Here is a 20,924-nt window from a genome sequence, read left to right on the forward strand (position 1 = left end):
CCTCGACCTCGATACCACGACCTGGCTGCAGGATTGGCTCAACGAAGCCGACGAAACAGTGATTGTGGTGTCGCACGATCGTGCGTTCATGGACGCGATCTGCACGAACATCCTGCACGTCGAGGCAAAGTCGAGCGAGTCATACAAGGGCAATTACAGTCAGTTCGTTCCGCAGCGTGCCGAACGGCGGCTCACGCGCGAGCGCGAAATGGAAAAGCAGCGCGCCTATGTGAAGAAAGAAGAGGAGTACATCCGGCGGAACCTCGCCGGCGTGAACTCGTTTCAGGCCAAGGGCAAGCGCAAGCGGCTCGAACGCCTGCCGCGCCTGGCGCCACCGCCGGGCGATCCGGCCGCTATGTCGCTCCACTTCGAAGTAGGCGAGCGTGGTGGCGACCAAGTCGTAGACATCAAGGATCTCCGCGTGGAAGTGCCGGGCCGCGTGCTCGTGGAAGACTTCACCGCCGTGCTGCGGCGTAACGACTTCGTGGCGCTCGTCGGGCCCAACGGCGCGGGCAAGTCCTCTTTCATCTCTACCATCCTCGGCGATCGCTCCGCCGCGAATGGCGGGGCTCGAGTGGGGAGTTCCATCACGCCAGCCTGGTTCCGACAGGATCTCTCGGATCTTCCGCTACGCCAGTCGCTCTTTGACGTGATCCAGAACCAACGACCGCTCTGGAACCGCGGCTCCGTGCAAAACCACCTCGGCGCCTTCGGATTCAGTGGGGACGAAGTCCTCCGTGAGATTTCGAGCTTGAGCGGTGGCGAACGGGCACGTGTAGCGCTCGCGCTGATTACGCTGACCCGCGCGAATCTCTTGGTGCTCGACGAACCCACCAACCACCTCGACGTCGAGAATATTGAGGCGCTCGAAGACGCGCTCGACGAATACGAAGGCACCGTGTTGTTGGTGAGCCACGACCGTGCGTTCTTGCGCGAGGTCGCCACGCGGGTGTGGTCGTTTGATGGCACGAGGCTCGTTGACTTTGACGGCCCCTTCGTGGACTGGGAAGCGGATCGTGCGCGCCGAGCGGCCCTCGCGCGCTGAGCGGCCATCGCGCGCCGAGGAAGCCTCGGCGCTAGCCGCGCGGCGTGAGTTCGAGAGGTGATAAAGGTCGTGGCGGAAGTGTCATGAGTTGCGCGCTCCCGCATTGGCGGCCAGCTTCAGTGTGACACGGTCCCTCGGACCGCGTCGCTCCTGCACACTCGGTCGCCCGCCAGTCATTGCACCGCGGGCCCGCTCGAACCTCAAACCAAAATTCCAATGCGCGCGATTCACTGTGTTCGCTTGGCCCTGTTCGTGTGCCTGCCGCAGCTCGCGACGGCGCAGAGTCGCGCGGCGGCCGTCGATACCACCACGCGAACCGTTGACCGCGTGTTTGATGCGTTTCGCGGCACCGATCGTCCCGGGTGCGCGCTTGGCGTGAGCCGCAACGGCCAAGTGATCTATGAGCAGGGTTATGGGATGTCGAATCTCGAAACGATCACACCCATTCGACCAGCGTCGATTTTCCACGTGGCGTCCGTGTCCAAGCAGTTCACCACGATGTCGATCATGTTGCTGGCCCGAGATCATGCGTTGTCGATCGACGACAACATCCGCAAGTATCTGCCTGAGATCCCCGACTACGGCACGCCGATCACGATTCGGCACCTCATGACCCACACCAGCGGCCTGCGCGATCAATGGGACCTGCTCAATCTCGCCCGCGGCCGCTTTGAGGAGAATCGCATTACCGAGGCCGATGTCATGGACATTGTGCCGCGCCAAAAGGCGCTGAACTTCACGCCTGGCGCGGAGTACCTGTACAGCAATACGGGCTTCACGCTGCTTGGCGTTATTGTGAAGCGCGTGAGCGGCAAATCACTCCGCGACTTTGCGGCCGAACGGATTTTCAAGCCGATTGGCATGGCCAATACGCACTTCCACGACGACTACACGATGCTCGTGCCGGGGCGCACGTCGGCGTACGCGGTTGGGGCAAACGGTTGGCGGGTGAGCATTCCCAACTTCGACACCTACGGCGCCACGAGTTTATTCACGACGGTCGGCGACCTCCTGCGCTGGGAGGCCAACTTCGACAGTTTCACGGTCGGAGACCGGGCCACGTTGGAGCAGATGCAGACGCAAGCTCACCTGACAAACGGCGACACGATTCCATACGGATTTGGCCTCGTGATGAGCCGTTACCGCGGCGTACGCGAGGTTTCGCACACGGGCTCTGACGCGGGCTACCGAGCTTACGTTGGCCGCTATCCTGATCAGGGGATCGCGATTGCGATTGCCTGCAACGCGGCGACTGCCAACACCACGACGCTCGCGCACGGAGTGGCCGACGCCTATCTAGGGAGCGCGCTGGCCGCAGTCGATGCGACTCCGATGCCCCAGCCCGTACCCCTGTCTCGCGCCGCGCTCGAACGCCGGATTGGCAGCTATCTCCAGCCGACGACGCTGCAAGTGCTTGAACTTTCGCTTCAAGACGGCAAGCTGATTCTGGGACGCACTGCGGGCCCCGTGCTCATTCCGTTGGCCGAGAACAGATTTCGGGTCACGGATCAGCCAGTCGAACTGGTGTTCGGCAGCGGCGAGCACGCGCGCATGGAGCGGCGTGTACTCACCGGTGGACGCGCAGTACCGTTCGAATGGCATCTGCCGCTGGCGGGTACCGCGGGCGCGCTGGCCGGATTCGTCGGGGAGTACTACAGCGAAGAACTCGACGCCCGCTACCGTTTGACGGCGACCGACTCCACCCTGCTCTTCCGCACGGGAACCTCCGAACCGACAGAGGCACGACCCGTGTTTGCCGACGGCTTTCTCAACAATAACGGCGTCACCTTTCAGTTCATCCGTAGCGGGGCGCGCGTAACGGGTTTCGAAGTGACGACCGGGCGGACTCGGCGCGTGAAGTTTGTGAGAGTCGCGCCCAGTCGGTGAAACGATGTTCGCGCTCGAGTGCTGACGTTCGTACATTTCGGCATCCTCTTGGAGCCATCACATGACACGTGCTTTCCGTTCCGCAGGCCTCACCGGCCTCGCGATGCTCGCCAGCTTCTCCTCGGCCAGTGCCCAACGGTCGACCATCACACGCGACGCGTTCCGCCAGCGCGCGGACTCGCTCGTCTACAGCTATCTCGCCGAATCGCACGCCGCGAGTGCGTCGTTCGCGGTGATTCGCGGCAACGACACGCTGGCCTTCGGTGCGCACGGTCTCGCGAACATGGATGCGTGGCGCGCACCGACCGCCACAACGATCTACGAGATCGGATCGCTCACCAAGCAGTTCACCTCTGCCGCGATCATGAAGCTCGTGGACCAGGGGCGCATCAAGCTGGATGACGATCTCTCGCAGTACGTGCCGCAGTTCCCGCTACACGGAAAGAAGATTTCGATCCGTCAGCTGCTGACGCACACGTCGGGCATCCACAACTACACGTCGTCACCCGCGTGGTCGAAGACCTGGAACGACGAGCTCTCACCTGATGCCGTTGTCGCGTTTGTCGCAGCCGACTCGCTCGACTTCGCGCCTGGCACCGCCTATCGGTACAGCAACACGGGCTATGTGCTGCTCGGGATGGTGGTCGAGAAAGCCGCGGGCCAGTCGTACGCGAAGTACCTCGATGCACAGTTCTTCAAGCCGCTCGGTTTGCGGCAAACATCGTACTGCCCGTCTAAGACCAGCGATCCCACCTTCGCGCTCGGCTACAGCAAGAGCCCGAACGGCACGGTTCGCGCGCAGTTCATGCACCTCTCGCACCCATTCTCGGCGGGCGCCGTCTGCTCCACGGTGGGTGACTTTGCCAAGTGGCAGCGCGCACTCGACGCTGGAAAGGTGGTGTCGCCGGCATCGTACGCACTGATGTCGTCCGCCGACACGCTCAACAGCGGACGCAAAATCAACTACGGGTTCGGCCTCGTCCCTGGCCTGTTTAATGGCCACAAGACGGTCTCGCATACCGGCGGCATTCCGGGGTTCGCCACGGCGGCGACTTACCTGCCTGAAGACAGCCTGAGCATTGTGGTCTTTACGAACTATGATGGCGAATCACCGCAGGCGTTGACGGCGAATCTTATGCGCCTAGCGTACGGCGTCGCTCCCGTGGGCCGAGCCGCCGCGGCTACACCTGCGGCTACACCTGCGGCTCCGCCTTCGCTCTCGACGGCAGACCGAGACGCTGTCGTCGGCAGCTACGCACTAGAGTTGCCCGGCGGGCAGACGTTGCCGATCAAGTTCTTTGCCGACGGCGCACGCCTGATGGCGCAGGCGCAGGGTCAGGACCCAAGTGAAATGCGCTACCTCGGCAGTTTCACCTTTGGCGTCGCGTTTGACCCGGCGGTGCGGTTCACGTTTACGGTCGTCGCGGGGAAGGCAAGTAAGGTGACCTTGCTGCAGGGTGGAGCGAAGATTGATGGAGCGCGAGCCCCGTAGTTGTTGACTCAGACGGCCGTGGTCATGTGGGCTCGTCCACATGACCACGATGCCGGCATAGCAGTAACTGCTGTGATTCAACCACCCCCCACTTCAGCGTGACACAAATGCGAATCATTGCTGTCGCACTCGGCGCCTGCAGCGCATTTTTCGTTTTCTATGAAGCTCGGCTTTTGGTCGTCACCCGTTTCTTTCAGCTGGTTCGGTCGAATGGTCAGGGAGCGTACATCGGTGCGATGGCATTTCCCGTGATTGCTCTCGCCTTTGGTCTTGCCGCCCGCGCCGCCTGGCGACGGAGTGCTCGCTAGCACGCGGCCTGACCATAGACTGGACAGACGTCACACGTTCGCTGCACTCCCGCCATCTCCAACATTCCCCGCCCCGATGCCATACGGCCCCCCGCCGAAGACGCGCTACCCGATCGCGGGCGTGACGCGCACTGGGTTTCTCAAACCCTTCATCACGCGCCCCAACATCGTCGTCGGCGACTACACGTACTACGATGATCCTCGAGGACCCGAACACTTCGAGGAGAACGTTCTCTATCATTTCGACTTTAACAACGATCGACTGCAGATCGGTCGGTACTGCTCGATTGCCGCCGAGGTGCGATTTATTATGAACGGCGGCAATCATCCCACGACGTGGCTCACGACGTACCCGTTCCCGATCTTCGGCCAGGGGTGGGAGTCTGCGACGCCACTGGCGTGGCCGAATCGCGGCGATACCGTCGTTGGCAACGATGTTTGGATTGGCTATGGCGCCGTGATCATGCCCGGCATTCATATTGGCGACGGAGCCATTATTGCGACCGCGTCGGTGGTCACGAAGGATGTGCCACCGTACGCCATTGTCGGCGGGAACCCTGCCACTATCCTGCGATACCGTTTTGACGATGCCACTATCGCGCGATTATTATCCGTGCGCTGGTGGGACTGGGATGTGGAGAAGGTGACGAAGTATGTCGGTGCGCTGTGCAGCGGCGACGTCACCGCGCTGGAAGCGGCGGTCTAAACGAGTTGTGCCTAACTTACGGAGTCATGCTTTGAAGATCACGGTTGAAACCCTCGTCGTCGCACCAATCGCCAGAGTCTGGAGCGCGTACACCTCGCCGAGCGACATCACCCAGTGGAACGCTGCATCCGATGACTGGCACACCGTCAAGGCCACGGTCGATTTGCGAGAAGGCGGCGTCTTTTCGTCACGGATGGAGGCCAAAGACGGCAGCTTTGGCTTTGACTTCGCCGGTACGTACACCAAGATCGTGACGCACGAGCTGATTGAGTATTCGCTCGGCGAGCGCTCGTGCACCGTAGACTTCTTGACGGGCGAGAACGGTGTGACCGTGCGCGTCACCTTCGACGCCGAATCCGAGCACACGGTGGAACAGCAACGTCAGGGATGGCAGGCGATTCTGAACAACTTTTCCAAGCACGTTGCATCGACGCAGTAAATGCGGCGATGCGCGGCCTAATAATGGTGAAAGTTCCGTTCTTTCGGAGCTTCCCCAATCACACCGTACTCAGTTGCCCGGATGGTACACCCGCTCCGTATGCCCAGCGAGTTGATTCGGGTAGTAGTACACCTCACGCAAATCGCCCGTGGCGTACCGCGCACCTTGGTCGTTGAAGTGCTTGGAGCCAATCACGCTATTCAAGCCACCGGCGGTCACCGCGCGAGCACGCACGCTGTCCTTGCCGAACTCCACTACCGCCACAAAACTGTTGCCGCTCGTGCCGTACCACTTCTTGGTGTTCGGGTAGGCGTGCGCGCCAAACGATGCGAGTGATCCGTACACCGCCGACGGGAACCCAACCGGTGTGCTCGGTGCTGCATCGTCAAACGATGAGTTGATGTCGGCATTGAGACGCTGGAAGCGATTGATGTCGCCCCATGGCGTGTTGCATTTGCCAAAGTCGGCGGTGAGCTTGGCACAGGCTGCCTCGAGCGCTTGCAGTTGCTGCTCGCCGGTCGGTGCATCGGCGGCGGCGGCGCGACGCCCGCGTCCGCCGGCAATACGCTGCAACTCGGTGGTGTAGAAGATCGCGATGGACGTCGGCACTGACGTCGAGCTCCAGCGCATATCCCAGGCGCGCAACAACGCGACTTGCTCTGCAACCTTTGCCTTGAGCCCCCCAGCGGGGGCGGCATCCCACGCCTTGATGAGTGCTGGGACCGATGCTTCAAAGCCAGGCAGATACGTGTCGTAGGCGGCGTCGCGCAAGCCGGAAATAGTGAAGTCTTTTTTGTTCTGCAACACCATCACCGCGTGACGACCGCGATGCGACTCCACCCCACTGTCCACGTACTTGGGGAAGCTGGACTGCTTGGGACTGCTCGGACCAGCCGCAGCCCATGGCCAATCATTCGAGTTGTACGCCCAGCCACTTTCCGGGTTGATGACGTTTGGCTCCTCTTCAAACTTCAACAGCCCCTTCCACTCCGTGGCCGGATTGCTGCCATCCACCGGCTTGGTCCAATCAAACGACGTGTCGCGACGCGGAATAAAATTGGCGTGAAGATACGCAATGTTGCCCTCGGCGTCGGCAAAGAGCGTGTTGTTCGACGAGTTCGTGTGTAGCTCCATCGTCTTGTTGAAGCTCGCCAAATTCGTGGCTTTGGTCCGCGAGTAGCTCTGCATCAATGCCTTGAGCGGCTCCTGCATGATGCGAATAGCCACCCACTTGCCGCCGGTGGACCGCACGATCGGCCCGAAATGCGTGTAGTAGACCACGAACTTCTTCTCAGCCATTCCACTGGCGGTGGTGTACGGCACCGTAATGGTCTTGGAGATCAGCGCCTTCGGTACGCCACCGACCGTGTACATAAACTTGTCGCCGCTTTTCGTCACAGTTTCCAAGAACTCGTCGCCGCGATCGGCCGCACTGGTGGTGTGCATCCAGCCGGCTTTGCTGTTGAAGCCCTGATAGATAAAGAACTGACCCCAAGTGGACGCACCATAGGCGTTCAGCCCTTCGTCGCTGGTCATCTGTAGTTCTTCGCGAAAGAAGAACGACGTGTGAGGATTGATCAGAAGCAACGCGCGCCCGGCCTTGGTGTTCTTGGGAGAAACCGCCATGCCGTTAGAGCCAGACGGTTCCTTTTCGATGGCGTCTTCGAGCGCCCGCGTGATATCTGCGGCGCGTGCGGCGCGCTCATTGGGGCTACCGGGCGTCAGAGACGACAGCTTGACCGGTCCGTTGCCGTAAAACGCCTGCAGCTGCGTCACGTTCACCTGATCGATGTCGTTGCCAATACTTCCTTCGCTGAACGACAACGCCATCCACGGTTCAAACTTGGTGATCACGTGCGGCTTGACGGTGGGATGCTTAGCCAGATAGAAGTTGAGGCCGTCGGCCCACGCCACCATCAACGTCTTGAGCCACGCCGGGCTCGACGCGTACATCTTTTTGAGCGAATCGGGATCAATAAACAACTTCATACGCAAGTCGCGGTAAATCGCCTGCTCTCCTTCGGCTTCCGCGGTGCGGCCAAGGCTGGTGATGAAGTTCGCTTCCACGCGATTGAAGTCGTCTTCGGCCTGCGCGTAGATCGCGCCGAACACGGCGTCCGCGTCGGTCTTGCCCCGCACGTGCGGAATGCCCCAGTCATCACGGGTAATCGTGATGCGCTGCGCTTGTGCCTGCCACCGCGTCATATCTGCCGGACTTTGAGCAACCGCAGTGTTGAGGGCGAACGCCGAGGCGAGCAAAACGGCGAAGATTTTCATGGTTGGATTCTGGGATGGGCGGTTGGGGCGACGAAGCTGCCTTTCGCTTAAAAATACGGCGTGGAGCGGCTCCGCGTTTAGTCGGCGCGCTTCCGGGCGGTGATCACCACGCGGTACGCATTTTCGGCATTGAGGTTCACGAGGGCGACAAAGGCCCGCCCCTGATACTGGCCGACGGTCCCCGACTGCGAGACCGAGCTCACCTCCCAGCCGGCCGGGAGCAGGAAACTGTTGCGAAGCCCCTTCACCACCCGATCAAAACGCAGTTCGCCGGCCGTGACCGTGTAGTCAGCGTCGGCGAGGGTGCCGGTGACGCGCAGATGGGCGCTCTGCTTGTCGTTGATGATGGGTTCTTCGAGCGTCACCACGGTAGCCCCGCCCTTTTTGCTCTGCGGAAGCGGATGGGCGGTATCCAGGTCGGTCACGATCACCTCGCTGAGCGCCGCATACGAGAGCAAGTCGATGGGCAGCGTCGTTCCCGTGCGCGCATCGCTGTACGTCTGCTCCACCGAAATTCGATGCGCCCCAGGATCGCCAAAATCGTACAACGTTTTGACGTCGTCGAGGAACATGTCCACGTACGGCGTAGGGGCAAACGTTGTGGTTGTTTTGCGCGCGTGAATCGTAAACGGATTGCTCAGGCCACTCGGATTCGCAAAGTGCAGTGCGAGCCGCCCGTCGGGCGTGGTGCTCATCTGCGCGGCGATGCTGGATGACAACAACCGATACCCAGCCGGCAGGATCACACCGAGCCGGTAACCACTCAGGCTCCGCACCCAGGAGATATCACCGGCCTGAATGCCGTACTGCGCATTGGGTTCGGTGTAGTTCTGATAGGTGCGGGCATCCTTGTATGTCTTGTAGATCAGCACTCGCCCAATGCCGCCCTGCGGCACTGGCGCGGTGAGTTTAGCATGAATGGCGTGGCCGTCGCCCTCGGGTTCGTACGTAAAGGGCAACGGTTTGCCGGTGCGCGGGTCGAACACGGCAACGTCGGTGCCTTCACTTCCACCGCGAGTGGCGTTCACCAACTCAGTGGCGCCCACGCGTGTTTCTTCGGTGAAAAACCGAATGCGGAATTGTTCGCTCCCCGGCTGTAGTAGCGCGTACTCGGTAAAGGCATCCTGAGTAAACAACCGCTGGAGGCGGCCCGTGGGGCGCAGCGAGCCATCGGCGTTTTCGCCGCCCGGGAACGGCCCAGCGGCGGGCCGCTGGGCATGGGCCGCTAGCGGCGCGAGTACCATCAGTACCAGCGCCGCGCCAACGAAGCCCCGCTGAATGCTCTTTAGGCAATACATAGCATCAGTTCTGGAAGGAGAATACCACGGCCGAATCCATCGTCAGACGTTCAACCAAATCCTAGACACTCACCGCTTGGCCGGCGGCTCCTCTTTCCACCACCATTGCGCCGGCAGTGCCTTGGTGCGCGGCCAGACTTCGTCGAGCGTGTTGCCGTCGTAGATCCGGCCATTCTTCATGACATACCGAATCGAGTTCGTATTGTGGATGTCGGTCAATGGATTCTTGTCGAGCACTTGCAGGTCGGCCAGCTTGCCGACCTCAAGCGACCCGAGGTCTCCGGCGAGGCCAATCGCGTCGGCTCCGTGAAGCGTGGCGGCGCGCAATGTCTCGAGGTTCGTCAATCCACCGGACTGCATCATCCACAACTCCCAGTGCACACCGAGTCCCTGGAGTTCACCGTGCGAGCCGAGTCCCACTCGGCCGCCGGCCTTCACGAACTTGGCGAGCTGTTCGGCGTGCCCCTTGAAGATGTACTGGTCATCTCGATTGTAGGTGACCGTTCTCCACGAGTCGAGTTCATCGTGCGGCGTGAAGCGGCGCAGCTTTTTATCGTCGTCAATGTTGTAGCGTGTCAGGTAGTAGTCGCGCCCAATCGGGCCGCCGTATCCAACGATGAGCGTAGGCGTGTACGTGATACCGCTCATTGCCTCGAGTTGAACGACATCCTTGAAGAGGGGGAAAATCGGCATCGCATGTTCGAGCCCCGGATACCCGTCCTGCATGAGTGTCAGGTTCATCGTGAGGTTCGAACCACCTTCGGTGGTGGTCGTGAGCCCCAGTTCTTTAGCGGCCATGATCACCCACTCCCGCACCTTTCTGTCGCCGGCCAGATACTGTTTGATCGTCTTGGTATTGTAGTGATCGGCGTAGCGGCGGAGGATGTCGCGCGCTTCGTCCAGACTCTTGATATTGTCGGCGGCAAAGATCCCGGGGCCGGTGGAATACAGACGTGGGCCAATGAACGCGCCCGTCTCCATCAGGTCGGTATAGGTGAGGATATCGGTGGCTGAAGTCTGAGGGTCACGCTGCGTCGTCACGCCGTACGCGAGGTTGGCGAGCAGCTGCGTCACCTGATCGCGGTGCACGCCCCAGCCAAACCAATTGTGCGCGTGGATGTCGACGAAACCTGGAATGATCGTCTTTCCGCTGGCGTCGATGACGCGCGCACCCGCTGGCACACGCACCGATCCGCTCGGGCCGATGGCCGTGATACGATTGTCCGTGACGACCACATCACCCTTTTCGATGACCTGGTCGCCCTTCATCGTGACGAGTCGAGCACCCTTGAGTACGACGGCGCCGCGCGGCTTGTCCTTGGCCGCCGTAACCGTCACATCCGTTCGGCGCGCTTCGTAGGCCATGGACAGCTTTTTCGTCGTGTCGCGTGCGCTGACGCCACCGGTACTTGGGGCGCTGGTTGCGATCGAATCGGCGCGCGCCACTGAATCACGAATCGCGCCCTCGCCCGTTCGCACATTGTACTGGAACCAGCTGTGGCCGATCGAATAGAACGCGGTCGCGCCGTCGTTGGACCATCCAATAAAATCGCCACCCACTCGCGTTAGGCGCGTGGTGGGCACGCCGCTGGATGACACTCCAATGGCGGGTGCCTGCCCCACCACCGGTGGCACGGTGATGATGAAGACGTTGCTGCTGGCCACCACCAAGGCTCGTGTGCCGTCGGGTGAGAGCAATACTTCGTCTGGGGATGGCGGTGGTGGCGGTGTCGCACCCGGGGCGAGCGGCTGTGCCGGTGCCGGCGGACCAGCGACCCGAACCACGACTTTCCGGTCGGTGCCGTCAAATCGCATTGACACCAATCCCTCGTTTCCTGCCCAAACGTAGAGCCGCGTGCTGTCGGGCCCGACGTGCGGCACATTGCGCCCCTGCTGCGACTGACCGCTGCCGGCCCACGCGATGCGTGTGGCCGTACCGCCCTCTGCCGGGAGCATCACATACTCGAGTTCGCCGTTGCTGATATTTCCAAAATCCTCGAACTGCCGCAGGCGGCTGTACCGCGAGCCGCGCACGGCCATGAGGTGGGCGCCATCCTTGGTGTAGGCAACCTTGTCGAAGTACGCGGCTGTGCGCGTGAGGCGCTCGGCCGGTCCACTGCCGTCAGCGCGCACGCGATAAATATTGCCGCCGGCCGTGTCGGTCCATGTCACGTAGGCGAGGTAGCGTCCGTCGGGCGACCAGACCGGTGCGTGCTCCACCATCGCGCCCGTCGTGAGGCGCCGCGCGTTGCGCACGTGGCGTGTCGCAGTGTCACCGGCGGCTGCGGCCGGGCCGAGCTCGCCGACGTACAGATGGTCGAGAGCGGTGAACGCGAGCAGGCGTCCGTCTGGCGAGGGGCGCGCGCCGCGAATCTGCGTCACGACCAGTGTGGAGTCGTTGATGGGATACTCGAACTTGGCGAGCGCGCCCATTTGCTGCTCCACTTGCGCAGTAAACGGAATCGGCGTCACCGCTCCCGACGGCACCTCGACACGCCAGATCTTGCCGCCGTAGCTCGTGATGAGCGACCGAGAGTCAGGCGTGAACGCCGAGCCGGGATAGAGATCGCGGTCGTTGACGCCGCCGCCCTGCGAGTTGTCGCGCTGCACGTCCATCACGAGCCAGCGTTCCTCGCCGGAGGTGAGATCGCGGAGCTTGAGTGCCGCGCGTGCGTCGTGGCGCGTGGCATACACGAGCCACTTGCCGTCTGGGCTCGCGACGGGACGGAACGCGCCTTCGGTTTCGTGCGAGCGGACGAGGGTGCGGCCCGTTGCGCGGTCGAACTGTGCAATCTGGTATGTCCCCAGCCGACGCGCGTTGCTGCGCGCGGCGAGTTCATCGTTTTCCTCGCGCGCAGATGTGATGTCATCCGGGGTCGCGCCGAATGCGCCAGTGGCAAGCGTGGTTGAAACTCCACCGCTCACGTTCACCCAGAGCGTGTGGGAATCACCGCCCTGCGCGGGGGCATAGTGCGAGGGGCCGGCGCCCGGCGCGCCTGCAGACGCGGCGCCTTCCGAGCGAAGCCCTGTGAGCTGCACACCGGATCCGCCGTCCTTGTTGTACATCCAGAGCTGTCCCGTTCGCGCGGCGATCACGTACTGCCCATCGGCTGACCAGATGGGCGACGCGAAGTTGATCCGCTCACTCTTGGTGAGGAGACGGGCCCTCGAACCATCGGCGTGAGCAATCCAGATGTTCTTGGATCCATTGCGGTCGCTAACGAAGACGATCTGCTTCCCGTCGGGAGCGTAGCGTGGCTGCTGGTCCCACCCGGTGCCGCTCGTGATGCGCGTAGCGGTGCCGCCGGCCACGGGGAGCGTGTAGAGGTCGCCCAGAATGTCGAAGACAATCGTCTTGCCGTCTGGCGCAACATCGAGCGAGATCCACGACGCCTCGTCGGTGGTGAAGCTGAGCTTGCGCGGCGTCATGAGCGGCAGCGAACTGGTCCGCGCGGCGGCTTTTACCGCACTGTCATTCTGTGCGGGGGTCTGCGCGCCGAGTGGCGCAGTAGCGACGATCGCGATCGCCAAGGTCGATCCGAGCAGGCGCAGGGGCTTCATCGAGCGGTCTCCCGATCCACGGTGGTGTCGCCAGACGAGCGCAGCGACGCATGAAGATTCGAAGCTACTGGAGCCGTTCCGAGGCCGCCAGCGTGGACGAGGGCAACCCTACGCCTCGTGAGGGTCCGTGCGGGTTAGTTCGAGCGTGAACGCCATGGCCGGTAGACACCGAGGGCCTCTCGACCACCACCCTTACCGTTTCCTGTTTTCGGCATGATCTTCTCAGGGATCGGTCTCATTCCTTTCCCGCGGAGTCGTCGTGCAGCTCGTCATTGAAAACCTGTCCAAAACCTACCCGAATGGCGTTCGGGCTCTAAATGGCGTTAGCCTCACGATCAACACCGGGATGTTCGGGCTCCTCGGCCCCAACGGAGCCGGCAAGTCGTCGCTGATGCGGACGATTGCGACGCTCCAGCTCCCAGACAGCGGCACCATTCGCTTTGGTGAGATCGACGCGCTACTCGATCCCGACGCCCTCCGCCGAGTGCTGGGCTATCTGCCACAGGAGTTCGGTTTCTATCCGAACCTGTCGGCCGAAGTCACGCTCGACCACTTCGCGAGCATGAAAGGGATCGTGGACCGTGGTCAGCGCAAAGAACTGGTCGCGAGCCTGCTCAACCAAACCAATCTCTACGATGCCCGAAAAAAGCACGTCGGTACTTTCTCTGGCGGCATGAAGCAGCGACTGGGCATTGCCGTCGCGCTCGCCGGAAGTCCGAAGCTCCTGATTGTGGACGAGCCGACCGCAGGTCTCGACCCGACAGAGCGCCATCGTTTTCTCAACTTGCTCGCTGAGATCGGTCAGGACATTGTGGTCATTCTCTCGACGCACATCGTTGAGGATGTCCGCGAGCTCTGTAACGCCATGGCAATCATTAATAAGGGAGAGGTTGTGGTCGCGGGCGATCCGCGGCAGATCGTCGACAGCCTCAGCGGCAAGCTCTGGCGGAAGTTTGTGTCCAAGGCAGAGCTCCCTGCAGTGAAGGCATCGTATCACGTGATCTCTACCACGTTGCTCGCCGGCGCGCCGGTGGTACATGTGTATGCGGAGCAGTCGCCGGGCGACGGCTTTACGCCGATCGAAGCGGATCTCGAAGACGTCTACTTCCACCAACTCGGCCTCGCCGGCTTGACTGAGGCCGTCTGATGTTCGGCACGATCTTCCGTTTTGAGATTCGCTACCACCTCACGCGACTCATCACCTGGTTCTACGCCTTCATCTTCTTTGGCCTAGCGTTTTTGTTTATGGCCACAGATGCTGTGGAAGTCGGTGGTGGCGTTGGGCAGGTGATGCGGAACTCGCTCTTTGTTCAGGCCCAGACGTTTTTCATTCTCGTGGCCGTCGGCCAGGTGATCCTGACCGGCCTTGTCGGCACGGCGGTGCTTCGAGACTACCAGTTCAAAACACACGAGCTGCTCTTCACCACGCCCATCACGCGGTTCGCCTACCTTGGCGGCCGCTTTTGCGGCGCGTTTGTGGTGATGGTGATCGTTCACCTCGGCATCCCGTTTGGCCTGCTCCTGGGCCCGATGATGCCGTGGGTGGATCACGCGAAGATGCTACCGGCCAACCCAGGCGGCATTCTCGTCCTCTTTGCGACGATTCTGTTGCCAAGTGTCTTTCTCCTCAGCGCCATCTTCTTTGCCGTCGGCGCGCTGACCCGTAGCCTTTTTGCGATCTACACACAGGGTATTGCCCTGCTGGTGGCGTGGACGATTTCGGTTCCGATGCTCATGAACGTGAACAATCAGCGAATGGCGACGCTGTTGGATCCGTTTGGGCTCTCCGCGTATGCTATGCTCACGCGGTACTGGACGCCTGCCGAAAAGAACACACTCTCCGTGCCGATTGCGGGAGTGCTCCTCGAAAATCGAATCTTTTGGATCAGCATCGCGTTGATCATCTTGGCGGTGACCTATAACGTGTTCCGGTTCCGGAGCGCGCCGATCACCATCGGCCGCAAAGCGGTCGGCGACGCCGAAGCGGAAGCGGTACGGCCATTTGTCGGGCATGTGGTGCACGCCGAACAGCGCTTCGATAATGCGACGTGGAGAACCCAAGTCATCAGTAGCGCACGACTCTCTTTCTGGAGCATCGTGCGGCAGGTGCCGTTTCTCGCGATCGTGACTGTCGGCATCGTGAATATGCTGATGAGCTCCTCATTCGTGGACAGCCTCTACGGCGAAAAGACCTGGCCCGTCACCTACACGATGGCGCAGGTGCTCGAGGCCAGTTTTGTACTTTTCTTCATGATCACGATTACGATCTACGCCGGCGAAGCCGTCTGGCGTGAGCGACAGCTGCAACTCGACCAAATCTCCGACTCGTTACCAACCAAGACCAGTGTGGGGTTCCTCGGTAAGCTGGGCGGCCTGTTGATGGTTGAGGGATTGTTGCTCCTGATCATGATTGTGGCCGGGGTCGTCATACAGACGTTCAAGGGATACCATCACTACGAGCTCGGACTTTACCTCCGCTATCTCTTTGGCACCACATTCCCCTCGCTCGCCCAGATCACGGTTCTCGCATTTCTGGTGCACGTGATTGTCAACCAGAAATACGTCGGGCACGTGGTCATGATTCTGTTTTGGGTGATGCAGATGGCGATGCGGCCCCTTGGCGTCGAACACCTTCTATTTAAGTACGCCAGCACGCCGACCTTTCTGTATTCCGACATGAACGGCTTCGGGCCCTACGTTCCCGAACTCACGCTCACCGCGCTCTATTGGACTGGCGTGTCGATCGTGCTTGGCGTGGTCGCGCTTCTGTTGTGGGTTCGTGGCACCGAAACGCGGTGGAGTTTCCGTCGAGCCACGGCACAGCTCCGTTGGAACCGCTCTGCCTTCACCGCTACCGCCGCCGGATGCCTGCTGGCCGTTGGGGCCGGCGGTGGGACGTTCTACAACACCAATATTTTAAATCGCTACGAAAACTCGAAGGACGTGCGCAAGCGGAAAGCCGCGTACGAACGGACGTACAAGAAGTATGAGAAGATGGAACTGCCCCGCCTCGTAGCAGCGGCTGTTCGGGCGGACCTTGTTCCGGAGCGGCTCACCTTTACCGCGAGCGGTACGTTCACGTTCGTGAACAAGCATCAGCAGCCAATCGACTCGGTGCTCGTCTTCAACTTGCACGATCGCGATCTCCGAATCGACAGCTTAGTGTGGGATCGGCCGGCCACGGCGGTGCTGACTGATGATGAACTGCGCATTTTCCGCTTCGCGACTCCGTTGGCGCCGGGTGATACCGTGCACCTTCGCTACCGCGCAGCGCTGGAGAATCGAGGGTTTTCGAACAACGGCCCACTGACCGTCGCGGCCGCCAATGGCACGTTCGTGAACTCCAATTACTTTCCTGCACTCGGCTATCAATCCGTCGGCGAGATCGATGACGACGATGACCGCCGGAAAGAGCAGTTGCCGCCCAAGATGCGGATGCCTTCGATTGACGATGAGTCGGCCAGAGCGAACTCGTATTTCACCAATAACGCCGACATGATCGACTTTAAGGCGACCGTGAGCACGGCGCCCGATCAGATTGCCATAGCGCCGGGCTACTTAGTAAAGGAATATCAAGAAAAGGGTCGTCGCGTGTTTGAGTACGCCATGGACCACCCCATCATGAACTTCTATGCCTTTCTGTCAGCCCGGTATCTGGTGAAACGCGAGGAGTACAAAGGCATCAAGCTCGAGATTTATTATCATCCCGGCCACGAGTATAACCTCGACCGCATGATGGCCTCGATGAAGGCCTCGCTCGATTACTTCGGAACCAACTTCAGTCCCTATCAGTTCCGGCAGGTTCGCATCATCGAGTTTCCGCGCTACGCGCAGTTCGCGCAAGCATTCCCGAATACCGTTCCATTTTCCGAGAGCATTGGATTCATCCTCCGCACTGGGGATGGCGATGGCGATCTGGATCTGCCGTTCTACGTGACGGCACACGAGGTGGCGCACCAGTGGTGGGGGCATCAGCTGGTCGGCGCCAACATGCAGGGGTCCACCTGGTTCTCCGAAGGGCTCGCGAACTACTCGGCGCTCACGCTGATGGAGAAAAAGTCTGGGCGACCTGCACTGGAGAAGTTCCTCTCGAACGAGCTCGACCGTTATCTGACGGGACGCGCCTTTGAACGGAAGAAGGAACTGCCGCTCTTGCTGGTCGAAAACCAAGGCTACATCCATTACAACAAAGGCTCGCTTACCCTGTACGCCTTCCGTGACTTAGTTGGCGAGCCGGCCATGAACCGCGCGCTGTCAAAATTCTTGGCTGCCCGCGCGTTCAGTGGAGCGCCCTATCCCACGAGCCGCGAGTTTATTGGCTACCTCAATGCCGAAACACCGGACTCGCTGAAGTACGTGCTCGACGACTTCTTCAACACTATTACCGTATGGGACGGCCAGGCCACGGAGGCGACCGCTACGAAGGGGGCCGATGGCACGTATCAGGTCTCGCTCAAGGTGTCGGCTCGAAAATTCCGTGCGGATACGCTGGGGAATCAAAAAGAAATCCCGATGGCCGATCTCGTGGACGTTGGGGTGTTCGGCGAACGTGAGCCCGGCAACAAGCTGGGCAAGCCGCTCTATTTTGCCAAAGTCTGGATTCACGGCGATACCACGTTCACCATTCCGGTGACCGGTGAGCCGAAGCGTGCGGGGATCGATCCCTATCACAAGCTGATTGACCGAACGCCGAAGGACAACGTGAGGGACGTCATTCTCAATGCCGCGAAGACACCCTAACGGGGAGGCCGGTATGCAACGCGTGCAGAGCAGGACCGCACACCGACTGCTGCAACTCGGCATCTTGCTCTTCTTGCTGGGACTCGTCACGGGCCTCGCCGTTCCCGCACTGGCGAACCCGCGCATGGGGCTTGCCAGTCACGTCGAGGCGGTAATGAATGGGACGTTTCTGGTGGTACTCGGCCTTGTGTGGCCGCGACTGATCTTGACGCCGCCTCTCCTCAGCGCTGCTTTTTGGCTCGCTGTGTACGGTGCCTTTGCCAACTGGCTCGCAACATTGCTCTCCGCCGTCTGGCGCGCGGGCAATCCCATGATGCCAATCGCGGCGCAAGGAGCCGCAGGCACCGCCCTGCAGGAGCTCGTGATCAAAGCTCTCCTCGTATCGCTCGCCCTCGCCATGATCGGCTGCTGTCTGCTCGTGCTGTTCGGGCTCCGCTCACCGGAAACGCCACGGGACGAAGGCTAGACGTGATCGCCTGCTCAAACCAACGCAACCGCATTTCCACGACTCACACCGCGTGAAACCCACGCGGCGCGAAGTGATCGAGATGGCGGGCTACTTCGCCCTGTCGGCCGTGATCTATTTCTACCTCGGCCGCCACGGCGTGGCGCCGGTGGAAGTAGTGAACGCGTCATGGGTGCCCTTTCTTCCTGTGTTGGCGCTGCCGTATCTACTGCAAGTCGTGGTCAGCTACGCGTTGATCCTCTTGCTGAGCGATCGCGCGTTACGCCGCGCCACGGTGAAGGCGTACTTCGTGGGCTTCGCCGTCTGCGCACTGGCGTGGCACTTCTACCCCACCGTAATGTACCGCCCAGAAATTCTGAACCCTACCTGGTGGAACTGGCCCTTCCGCGTGATGGCGAGTCTCGACATGCCCACGAATATTGTTCCAGCCGGACACATTCTTATGCCGGTGCTCATCATCTGGGCCTTTGCCATTGATCGGCCGCGCTCACTGTGGTGGCTCGTCCCCTGTGAGTTGGTGGGCACGCTAGCGATCGTCTCGACTTGGCAGCACCGTCCTATTGATGTGGCAATGGGAGCCCTCCTCGCGGTCGCTACTGGACTGTGGGCCGGGGTGGGGCGACACCCGGGCCGTGCGGCTATCCGATCTGCCCCCTGACCGTTATCATCTGCGCTTCGAGACGTCTCTCCCCGCACCGCAGAGCATTGTGCCTCCACGCACCTCGGCAGCCTTCGCCCCTCGGGGTATCGCGTGACTGACGACGACGACAAACTCGGTCTTGATCGCCACATCTCGCGTCGCGATTTTCTCGACGGGGTAGCGATCGCAATCGGCGGTTCCATAGTCGGTCCCGCTGCCCTGCAGGCTGCATCGGCCCCGCGCGGCGCCACTCAGTCAGCGAGCCGCGCCGCGGGATGGGCGGACGCGTATCCGCCAGCACTCACCGGGCTACGCGGCTCGCACGTCGGATCGTTCGAGGCGCTTCACGCACTCAAGAACGGACAGTTTTGGAATAACGCCAAGCGGCCAACGCCAACCCGCGAAGACTACGATCTCATCGTTGTAGGCGCTGGCATCAGCGGGCTCGCCGCCGCGCACTATTTCCGGCAAAGCCGCCCAGACGCTCGTGTACTCATTCTCGACAACCACGACGACTTTGGCGGCCACGCCAAACGCAATGAGTTCACCTACGAAGGCGAAACCCACATCGGGTACGGCGGAACGCAGTCCATTGATAGCCCTGCGCCATACAGCGCTGTTGCAAAGGCGCTGCTCGTGGAACTCGGCATCGACGTCGCGAGCTACCCCTCGGTCGTGGACCGCGCGCTCTATCCGTCGCTGGGACTCAAACCGGCGGTCTTCTTTGATGCCGCCACATACGGAGCAGATCAGCTCGTCGTCGGCAATGCTCGCGCCGCCGACCAAACTTTTCTTGCCGCAGCGCCGCTCTCCGACGCCGTGCGACACGACCTCGAACGACTGACCACCGAACTCTTCAATCCATTTCCCGATCTGTCGCTGACGGAGAAGAAAGCAAAGCTCGCGCGCATGAGCTACGCCGAATTCCTCACCAGCGCCTGGAAGGTGGATCCAACAGTTGTGACGCTTTTCCAAAAGACCACGCATCCTCTGTTCGGCGCCGGCATTGATGTGGTTCCTGCGCAAGACGCATACGGACTCGGGCTTCCAGGTTTTCAGGGAATGGCGCTCGATGACGTACCGGGACCGGGGCAGAACTACGACTCAAGAAAGTCCACGGAAACCGAGCCGTACTATTTTCACTTTCCCGACGGCAACGCCACCATCGCGCGACTGCTCGTGCGCAAGCTCGTCCCCGCTGCGATGCCTGGCTCTACCACAGAAGACGTCGTCACCGCTCGTGCGGACTATGCGCGGCTCGACGAAGCGGGCGCCCCCGTCCGCATTCGCCTCAGCTGCCCGGTGATGCGGGTGCGACACCTCGGTGCGCCATCAACAGCGAAAAGCGTGGAGGTCGCCTATCTCGACAACGGCACCCTGCGCACGGTCACCGCTCGCGCGGCAATCCTCGCCTGCTGGCACCAAGTCATTCCGTTCCTCTGCCCCGAGCTTCCGGCGGCGCAGAAAGAGGCGATGAACTTTGAGACGAAAGTGCCACTCGTTTACACGAACGTCTTCATTAAAAACTGGACAGCCTTCGAGAAACTCGGCGTCAACAGCATCGCCACACCGGGGCTCTGGCACGACAGCGTGTCGCTCGACATGCCGGTTAGCGTTGGCACGTATCAGCATCCGAAATTACCGACGCAACCTATTGTGCTCCATCTCAACAAAGCGCTTGCCAAGCCGGGGATGCCGATTCGTATGCAGCACCTGGCGGGGCGAAGCGAGCTGTACCTCACCGCCTTTGACACCATCGAGAAACATGTGCGCAGCGACCTGCAGCGCGTACTCGGCCCCGGGGGGTTTGACTCCGCGCGCGATATTCTGGGCCTTACTGTCAATCGATGGCCACACGGCTACGCGTATCAGTACAACTCGCTGTTCGATGACTTCTGGTTGAATGGCGGCGAACAGCCCTGCGAAGTGGCACGGCGGCCATTCGGTCGACTCGCTATCGCCAATGCCGATGCGGCGGCGTACTCTTACACAGACGCCGCGATTGACCACGGATACCGTGCCGTACAGGAAGTTCTCGCGCTCAGCACTCGATGATCGTCTCCTC

14 protein-coding genes are annotated in these 20,924 nt (G+C 61.1%); 11 read left to right on the forward strand and 3 right to left on the reverse strand.

Annotation, left to right across the window (positions count from 1 at the left end; all coding sequences use genetic code 11):
- The 6 genes from NTZ43_14010 to NTZ43_14035 form a co-directional block, all read left to right on the forward strand.
- A partial coding sequence (locus NTZ43_14010) for an ABC-F family ATP-binding cassette domain-containing protein (protein ID MCX5768328.1) occupies positions 1 to 1,045 on the forward strand: 1,045 nt, incomplete at its 5' end.
- A gap of 216 nt (positions 1,046 to 1,261) precedes the next feature.
- Positions 1,262 to 2,932 (forward strand): serine hydrolase, encoded by a 1,671-nt coding sequence (locus tag NTZ43_14015; protein ID MCX5768329.1) that lies wholly within the window; start codon positions 1,262 to 1,264, stop codon positions 2,930 to 2,932.
- A 61-nt stretch (positions 2,933 to 2,993) separates the two neighbouring features.
- Complete coding sequence (locus NTZ43_14020) at positions 2,994 to 4,424, forward strand: serine hydrolase (GenBank protein MCX5768330.1); 1,431 nt, start codon at positions 2,994 to 2,996, stop codon at positions 4,422 to 4,424.
- A gap of 98 nt (positions 4,425 to 4,522) precedes the next feature.
- The gene (locus NTZ43_14025) at positions 4,523 to 4,732 is read left to right on the forward strand and encodes a hypothetical protein (GenBank protein MCX5768331.1); all 210 of its coding nucleotides are present in this window, start codon (positions 4,523 to 4,525) and stop codon (positions 4,730 to 4,732) included.
- Positions 4,733 to 4,808: 76 nt separating this feature from the next.
- Positions 4,809 to 5,438: a CatB-related O-acetyltransferase gene (locus tag NTZ43_14030; protein ID MCX5768332.1), complete on the forward strand. Its 630-nt coding sequence runs from the start codon at positions 4,809 to 4,811 to the stop codon at positions 5,436 to 5,438.
- A 31-nt stretch (positions 5,439 to 5,469) separates the two neighbouring features.
- Positions 5,470 to 5,877: an SRPBCC family protein gene (locus NTZ43_14035; protein ID MCX5768333.1), complete on the forward strand. Its 408-nt coding sequence runs from the start codon at positions 5,470 to 5,472 to the stop codon at positions 5,875 to 5,877.
- Between the two features lie 69 nt (positions 5,878 to 5,946).
- Here NTZ43_14035 and NTZ43_14040 read toward each other — a convergent pair whose 3' ends face one another.
- The 3 genes from NTZ43_14040 to NTZ43_14050 all read right to left on the reverse strand — a co-directional run bounded on the left by NTZ43_14040 (position 5,947) and on the right by NTZ43_14050 (position 13,013).
- Positions 5,947 to 8,154, reverse strand: coding sequence for a penicillin acylase family protein (locus tag NTZ43_14040; GenBank protein MCX5768334.1), 2,208 nt, complete (start codon positions 8,152 to 8,154; stop codon positions 5,947 to 5,949).
- Positions 8,155 to 8,231: 77 nt separating this feature from the next.
- On the reverse strand, positions 8,232 to 9,452 hold the full coding sequence (locus tag NTZ43_14045) for a hypothetical protein (protein ID MCX5768335.1): 1,221 nt from the start codon (positions 9,450 to 9,452) through the stop codon (positions 8,232 to 8,234).
- Positions 9,453 to 9,521: 69 nt separating this feature from the next.
- On the reverse strand, positions 9,522 to 13,013 hold the full coding sequence (locus NTZ43_14050) for an amidohydrolase family protein (GenBank protein MCX5768336.1): 3,492 nt from the start codon (positions 13,011 to 13,013) through the stop codon (positions 9,522 to 9,524).
- 259 nt (positions 13,014 to 13,272) lie between these two features.
- Between NTZ43_14050 and NTZ43_14055 the strand changes: the two genes are divergently transcribed.
- The 5 genes from NTZ43_14055 to NTZ43_14075 all read left to right on the forward strand — a co-directional run bounded on the left by NTZ43_14055 (position 13,273) and on the right by NTZ43_14075 (position 20,914).
- On the forward strand, positions 13,273 to 14,160 hold the full coding sequence (locus NTZ43_14055; GenBank protein ID MCX5768337.1) for an ABC transporter ATP-binding protein: 888 nt from the start codon (positions 13,273 to 13,275) through the stop codon (positions 14,158 to 14,160).
- Positions 14,160 to 17,753 (forward strand): M1 family aminopeptidase, encoded by a 3,594-nt coding sequence (locus tag NTZ43_14060; protein MCX5768338.1) that lies wholly within the window; start codon positions 14,160 to 14,162, stop codon positions 17,751 to 17,753. Before NTZ43_14055 ends, NTZ43_14060 begins: the two co-directional genes overlap by 1 nt.
- Positions 17,754 to 17,766: 13 nt before the next feature.
- Positions 17,767 to 18,219, forward strand: coding sequence for a hydrogenase (locus tag NTZ43_14065; protein ID MCX5768339.1), 453 nt, complete (start codon positions 17,767 to 17,769; stop codon positions 18,217 to 18,219).
- A gap of 52 nt (positions 18,220 to 18,271) precedes the next feature.
- The gene (locus NTZ43_14070) at positions 18,272 to 18,877 is read left to right on the forward strand and encodes a hypothetical protein (protein MCX5768340.1); all 606 of its coding nucleotides are present in this window, start codon (positions 18,272 to 18,274) and stop codon (positions 18,875 to 18,877) included.
- A 93-nt stretch (positions 18,878 to 18,970) separates the two neighbouring features.
- Positions 18,971 to 20,914, forward strand: a complete 1,944-nt coding sequence (locus tag NTZ43_14075; protein MCX5768341.1) for an NAD(P)-binding protein — start codon at positions 18,971 to 18,973, stop codon at positions 20,912 to 20,914.
- The last annotated feature ends 10 nt before the right edge of the window (positions 20,915 to 20,924 follow it).

It is taken from the genome of Gemmatimonadota bacterium (genome assembly GCA_026387915.1).
Lineage (GTDB): Bacteria > Gemmatimonadota > Gemmatimonadetes > Gemmatimonadales > Gemmatimonadaceae > Fen-1231.